At 65.8% G+C, this 6,393-nt stretch carries 6 protein-coding genes; 1 reads left to right on the top strand and 5 read right to left on the bottom strand.

Going from position 1 to position 6,393, the window contains the following annotated elements; translation table 11 throughout:
- A partial coding sequence (locus DBR22_RS09645) for a DEAD/DEAH box helicase (protein WP_146187453.1) occupies positions 1–582 on the bottom strand: 582 nt, incomplete at its 3' end.
- A complete protein-coding gene (gene hflX, locus DBR22_RS09640) occupies positions 575–2,140 on the bottom strand; it encodes a GTPase HflX (protein ID WP_108598835.1) in 1,566 nt (521 codons plus the stop codon). The genes hflX and DBR22_RS09645, both read right to left, overlap by 8 nt.
- Positions 2,141–2,579: 439 nt before the next feature.
- Here hflX and DBR22_RS09635 point away from each other — a divergent pair, with 439 nt between their 5' ends.
- Entirely contained in the window at positions 2,580–3,194 is a 615-nt protein-coding gene (locus DBR22_RS09635) for a class I SAM-dependent methyltransferase (RefSeq protein WP_108598834.1), read from the top strand.
- On the opposite strand, the gene dapF is transcribed toward DBR22_RS09635, so the two are convergent.
- The 3 genes from dapF to miaB form a co-directional block, all read right to left on the bottom strand.
- Entirely contained in the window at positions 3,175–4,119 is a 945-nt protein-coding gene (gene dapF / locus DBR22_RS09630; RefSeq protein WP_108598833.1) for a diaminopimelate epimerase, read from the bottom strand. The genes DBR22_RS09635 and dapF overlap by 20 nt on opposite strands.
- A gap of 53 nt (positions 4,120–4,172) precedes the next feature.
- Positions 4,173–5,069 (bottom strand): tRNA (adenosine(37)-N6)-dimethylallyltransferase MiaA, encoded by an 897-nt coding sequence (miaA, locus tag DBR22_RS09625; protein WP_108598832.1) that lies wholly within the window; start codon positions 5,067–5,069, stop codon positions 4,173–4,175.
- Positions 5,070–5,073: 4 nt separating this feature from the next.
- On the bottom strand, positions 5,074–6,393 hold a 1,320-nt coding region (gene miaB, locus DBR22_RS09620; RefSeq protein WP_108598831.1), incomplete at its 5' end, for a tRNA (N6-isopentenyl adenosine(37)-C2)-methylthiotransferase MiaB.

The following is a 6,393-nucleotide window of genomic DNA, read 5'->3' as shown; positions in this document are numbered from 1 at the left end:
GGGAAGCAGTTCGTCGCGGTCCCCGGTACTTGTCTTTTCGGCCCACTCGCGAAGGCGGACCACTTCCTTCCCCAGCTGGGACGACGGCCCGCCCAGTGCAGCGGCGAAATGCGGGACGCTGGTGTCCTCGCCCAGGGAAAAAAGCTGGCCCTCGGCGGGTTCCTCGGAGGGGAACCCGCCTTCGAGCTTATGCCTGCACACGTAGTTGGAACGGCCCTTGACCAGCGCAACCTTGACCGGGCGCTCCAGGGCCGGAGTGATGCTTTTGAGCAGCCGGGGAAGGTCGCGGCCCACAATCTGGGTCTGCAGGGCAAGGGTGGCGGTGGAAACGAGCGTGGGCTTGTGGCTCACCAGCGAGTGCGCAATCAGCGGGATGAGGTAAGCCAGCGACTTCCCGGTGCCCGTTCCTGCCTGGACGAGAAGGTGGTCGCCGGTCTCAATGGCCTTCGCCACCTGCCGGGCCATCTCGTGCTGCCCGCTTCTGCTTTGACCGCCCATGCCGGCGACGGCGCGGTCGAGCAGTTCGATGACAAACTGCTCGCCGGCCGTGCCCTTGATTTCCCCCGCGACAACCTCAGTCATGGTTGATGAAGGATTCCAGTTCAGCCGCCAGGCCCTCACGGACCATCACCACTGCACGCGTACCGTCCTCGCCATGATCCAGGGTCAGGATCTCAGCATCCGTCTCGTGCAGTTTGCTGATCAGATCACCCCGGTTGTACGGGATGAGGAGCTCAAGCTTGACGCTGGGACGCGGAATGCTGTCACTGATGGCCCGCAGCAGCTCTGCGATTCCCTGGCCGGTGCGGGCGGAGACCACCACATGGCGGGGTTCGCGCTGCTTCAGGCGTTCCACCACAAACGGATCCGCGGCGTCGGCCTTGTTCAGCACAATGATCTCGGGCACCTTGCGGGCGTCCACTTCGCTGAAGACTTTGCGGACAGCCGCAATCTGGCCTTCCGGATCCGGGTGGGAAACGTCCACGACGTGCAGGATCAGATCGGCGTCAGCAACTTCCTCCAGGGTTGACCGGAACGCCTCCACCAACTGGGTGGGCAAGGAACGGACGAATCCAACGGTGTCAGCCAGGGTGTAGCCCAGGCCGTCCGAGGTCTCAGCCTTGCGCACCGTCGGATCCAGCGTGGCGAAGAGCGCGTTCTCCACCAGCACGCCGGCGTCAGTCAGCCTGTTCAGCAGCGATGACTTTCCGGCGTTGGTGTACCCGGCGATGGCAACGGAAGGCACCGAATTACGACGGCGGTTGGCCCGCTTTGTTTCGCGGGCCGGCTTCATCGCGGCGATCTCGCGCCGGAGCTTGGCCATCCGTGTGCGGATGCGCCGGCGGTCCAGCTCAATCTTTGTTTCACCGGGGCCGCGCGAACCCATACCAGCGCCGGCCCCGCCCACCTGGCCACCGGCCTGGCGGGACATCGATTCGCCCCAGCCGCGCAGGCGCGGAAGGAGGTATTCGAGCTGGGCCAGTTCCACCTGGGCCTTGCCCTCGCGGCTCTTGGCGTGCTGGGCGAAGATGTCCAGGATCAAGGCCGTACGGTCAATGACCTTGACCTTGACGATGTCCTCAAGGCCACGCCGTTGGGAAGGCGCCAGTTCGGCATCCACCACCACGGTATCGGCTCCGGTGGCCATCACGATTTCCTTGAGTTCAAGCGCTTTGCCCGAACCCAGGAAGGTGCCCGGATCCGGCTTGGCCCGGCGCTGGACGAGACCGTCCAGGACCTCGGAACCGGCCGTCTCGGCAAGGGCAGCGAGCTCACGCAGGGAGTTCTCCGCGTCCGCCAAGGTGCCCTCGGACCACAAGCCGGCAAGGACCACACGCTCGAGCCGGAGCTGCCGGTATTCGACTTCGGTGACGTCTTCAAGCTCGGTGGACAGGCCTGCCACGCGCCGTAATGCCCGGCGTTCCTCGAGGTCCTGTTGGTCGCCGTCGTACGTTGTGTGCTCGTCATCCAGGCGGGAGATGGCCTGGGCCCTGCCGAACACGGCCTTGTCGCCGTCAGTGGCGGCGGCATTCCTGGCCGGGACGTCCTTGGCAAGTATCCGGTCGATGACAGCTTGGATTTCCTCGGGACTCATGTCCTGGGCTGCTGGATCGGAACCGGTATTGGGCTGGCTGGTCATGGTCTCCTTTGAAGATTCGGCATTTTCAGAATAGTGCTGATTGTTGTTCAGTGGTGAAGTATTCGCGCTGGGCTGACGGCTTGGGGTCATCAGGGCCTCCTGGGCTGCCGCGCGGGCCGGTCGATCCGATGCCGCGCGCAAAGTGAAATTCGCATCCTGGGGATGCCTTAAGTGTGGAAAGGGGGCGCAGGCAGCAGGGTTAAGTGAGCGGCGGCGACGCTGATCACTCGAGTACTGCCGGCCGGAAGGACACGGCCGGATGCCTGTCCTGTGGCGCCCATGCGGAAGGTTGACAACCTGCATCGCTGCGGGGCACGGCTGCCGGACGGGCTGGCGCCCGTGCGGGACTACTCGAAGATCAGGAACATGGGTCCTAGATTAGCAGAACAGGCGGCCGCAGTTTCGCGTTGTCCGCCGCGGCCCACTAATCTGGCCAGTTATGGAGTCCGCACACTATTTCAGCGCATCGCCCGCCGGGCCGTTCACCCGAAAGCCACTCACTGTGGAACTGGCCGGAGAAACGCGCAGGCTGCAGACCTCCGCCGGGATCTTCAGCCCTGATGGCATTGACAAGGGAACTGCCGTGCTCCTGGCGGAGGCCCCGGCTCCCTCGCCCACCGGCAACCTCCTGGACATCGGTTGCGGCTGGGGTCCCATCGCGCTCACGCTGGCCCTCCGGGCGCCCCACGCGAAGGTCTACGCCGTGGACGTGAACGAACGCTGCATCACGCTCACCAACGAAAACGCTGCCCTGCTCGGATTGGGCAACGTGGTGGCCAGCACCCCGGACCAAGTGGACCCTGAACTGCGCTTCGACACCATCTGGTCCAACCCGCCCATCCGGATCGGCAAGGACGAACTCCACGGCCTGCTGAAGCTGTGGCTGCCCCGCCTTGCGCCGGGCGGTTCGGCCTGGCTGGTGGTCCAGAAAAACCTGGGCTCCGATTCGCTTCAGCGCTGGCTTACGGCCGAACTGGATGCATCGTTCACCGTGACCCGGGAGTCCACGTCGAAGTCCTTCCGGATCCTCCGGGTCAGGAAAGCGTCCCGCTAGCCACAATCACCGCGGGTCCGCTGAGCTCGACGTGCTCGTGGCCGGCGGCCCCGGCAAAGAATTTAACGCAGACGACGCCGCCGGGTACCCTGACCTGCCAGCTGTCCGGCGCTTCCGCTCCAGCCCAATGCCTGGTCGCCACCGCCGCTGCGCAGGCCCCGGTCCCGCACGACTGGGTTTCGCCCACGCCACGCTCATGGACCCGCATGGTCACGGTGCCGACCCCGTCGTGGACCAGGGGCTCTGAGGGCACAACGAACTCGACGTTGGTGCCTTTGGCCGGCACGGGATCAACGCGGGGGGCCTCAAACAGCCTCGTTGCCGCCAGTTCGGACAGTTCCGCCAGGGCCACAACGGTGTGGGGATTACCCATGCTGACAGACAGCGCGGGACGGGGAACTTCCAGGCCTTCCGCGGTAACCAGGGAATCCATGGCTTTGGCGCTGGCTTCCCCGGGGAAAATGAACTCCCAGGGCCCCATGTCCACCGCGTAGTTGTCCCCCGTCCGGACCACGGTCTTGACCCCGCCGCGGGTGCCGATGGTGAGTGCTGCGCCGTCGGGGAGGTCTACAAGGCCTTCTGCGCGGAGAAAGTGCACGAAGACGCGGACCCCGTTGCCGCACATTTCCGAGAGGGAGCCGTCGCCATTGCGGTAGTCCATGAACCACTCCGCCTCGGGGTTGGTTCCGAGCAGTTCCCGCCCTTCGGACAGATACCGGGACGGGACGGCGCGGATCAGGCCATCTCCGCCGATGCCGCGGTGCCGGTCGCAGAGCGCGGCAACCTGGTCAGCGTCGATGGTGTGGACGCCCTCCGGGTCAGCGATGAGCACGAAGTCGTTGCCCGTGCCGTGGCCCTTGGAGAAGCGGAGTCCGCCCAAGGTGCGGAAGGCGGATTCTGCGGTCTCTCCGGAAGTTGCGTGCATGCTCCTAGGTTACCGGCCAGCCGAGGGTCAGTTGAAACGGCCGACGGCGGCGCTCACCGCGCGAGTTTGGCCGCCTGGGCGGCGAGGTCCGGAGCATCCCAGTCCAGCCAGGTGATCCGCGGATCTGCACGGAACCATGTCAGCTGCCGCCTGGCGAACTGCTTGGTTGCCACGACGGTGTCCTCTACAGCCTCCTCGACCGTAAATCCGCCGTCGATGACTTTGAGGAACTGCGCATAGCCCAGGGCCCGCGGGGCGGTTTTGCCGCTGCGGAGTCCTGCCCCGTCAAGGCGGCGCACCTCGTCCAGCAGGCCCCGCTGCACCATGGCGTCCACCCGCAGGGCCAGCCGCTCGCGGAGTACGGCCCGGTCCACTGCCAGGCCGATCTGGACGGCGGGCCGGAAGTACTCGCGGCGGGGCATAAAGGAGCTGAAGGGCCGTCCGGTGAGCTGGTGCACTTCCAACGCCCGGATGATCCGGCGCGCATCTGCCACCCGGCCCGCGGATACCGGGTCCACCTCACGGAGCCGCGCCAGAAGGGCTTCCTGGCCGGTTTCCTCAAGTTCGGCCTCCAACTGCCTCCGCAGTTCCGGGTCCGTTCCGGGGAATTCCAGGATGTCGAGCGCTGCCCTCACATACAAACCCGAACCGCCCGCCAGGATGGCCCGCTTCCCGCGGGCGTGGACATCGCTGATGATGTCCCGGGCCTGCTGCTGGAAGTCGGAAACGCTGGCCTCCTGGGTGACATCCAGGGTGTCCAGCAGGTGGTGCGGCACGCCTCTGCGTTCCGGCACGGTGATTTTGGCGGTGCCGATATCCATGCCGCGGTAGAACTGCATGGCATCGGCGTTGATGACCTCACCACCCAGTTCGAGTGCGAGGCTGACGGCGAGGTCCGACTTGCCTGACCCCGTGGGACCGACGACAGCGATGACCGGAGGCTGCGCCAACGGTTCAGCGGCTCCTGACCGGCAGCGAGGGCATGCCCAGCGAGACACCGGTCCGGCCGGCTCCGGAGCCTGCTGGACCGGGAGCGGGCGCGCCGCACGAATCGGCCTGCGACCTGTCCCAAGCGTCGCCGGCGCGGGAGCGCCGGAGGGTGTAGTCGTTCAGTTCGGGGTCTGCGACGAGGTGGAAGGCTGCGGCTTCGGTGATGGTCACTGTGACAAGATCCCCCGGGCGGGGCGTCCCTGCACCCTCGGGAACAGAGAAATGCACCAGGCGCTGGTCCCTTGTACGGCCAGACAACCGGTGGGTCTCCTCGGCCTTGCGTCCGGACTGGGCTGTCACCATGACCTCCACGCGGCGGCCGAGCTGTTTCGCGTTTTCTTCCGCTGCGATCCTGTCCTGCAGTGCGGTCAGCCGTTCGAAGCGCTCCTGGACCACAGCTTTGGGCAGCTGGTCGGGCAGATCTGCGGCGGGGGTGCCGGGCCGCTTCGAATACTGGAATGTGAACGCGGTGGCGAACCTGGACTTTTCCACAACGTCCAAAGTGGCTTGGAAGTCTTCCTCGGTTTCGCCCGGGAACCCCACGATGATGTCGGTGGAGATCGCTGCGTGCGGGATCCGCTCCCGGACCTTGTCCAGGATCCCCAGGAACTTGGTGGACCGGTAAGAGCGCTTCATGTCCCGGAGGACTTTGTCCGAACCGGACTGCAGTGGCATGTGGAGCTGCGGCATCACGTTGGGGGTCTCGGCCATGGCGTCGATGACGTCGTCCGTGAAGGCGGCCGGGGGGGGGCTGGGGAAGCGGACCCGTTCGAGGCCCTCGATGTCACCGCAGGCCCGCAGAAGTTTGGAGAAAGCCTGCCTGTCGCCGAATTCCACCCCGTAGGAGTTGACGTTCTGTCCCAGAAGCGTGACTTCGATGGCACCGTCATCCACCAGCGCCTGGATTTCCGCCAGGATATCGCCCGGCCGGCGGTCTTTCTCCTTGCCGCGGAGGGCCGGGACGATGCAGAACGTGCAGGTGTTGTTGCAGCCCACAGAGATGGAGACCCAACCCGAGTAGACCGAGTCACGCTTGGTGGGAAGGGTGGAGGGAAAGACGTCGAGGGACTCCAGGATTTCGAGCTGGGCCTCGTTGTTGTGCCGCGCCCGGTCCAGCAGTGCGGGCAGTGCGCCCACATTGTGGGTGCCAAAGACAGCATCCACCCAGGGGGCTTTTTTGAGGATGGTCTCGCGGTCCTTCTGTGCCAGGCAGCCGCCCACGGCGATCTGCATTCCGGGGTTGGCCGCCTTGACCGGAGCCAGCATGCCCAGGTTTCCGTAGAG

This window comes from Arthrobacter sp. HMWF013 (genome assembly GCF_003061105.1).
Lineage (GTDB): Bacteria > Actinomycetota > Actinomycetes > Actinomycetales > Micrococcaceae > Arthrobacter.
The sequence above is the reverse complement of the archived record's forward strand: the minus strand, read 5'-3'. Positions and strand labels throughout refer to the sequence as shown.

Bases quoted from the DNA above. Each gene is read 5' to 3' on its own strand.
- dapF (WP_108598833.1), bottom strand. From the start codon at position 4,119: ATGCACGCAACTTCCGGAGAGACCGCAGAATCCGCCTTCCGCACCTTG.
- hflX (WP_108598835.1), bottom strand. From the start codon at position 2,140: ATGACCAGCCAGCCCAATACCGGTTCCGATCCAGCAGCCCAGGACATG.
- DBR22_RS09635 (WP_108598834.1), top strand. From the start codon at position 2,580: ATGGAGTCCGCACACTATTTCAGCGCATCGCCCGCCGGGCCGTTCACC.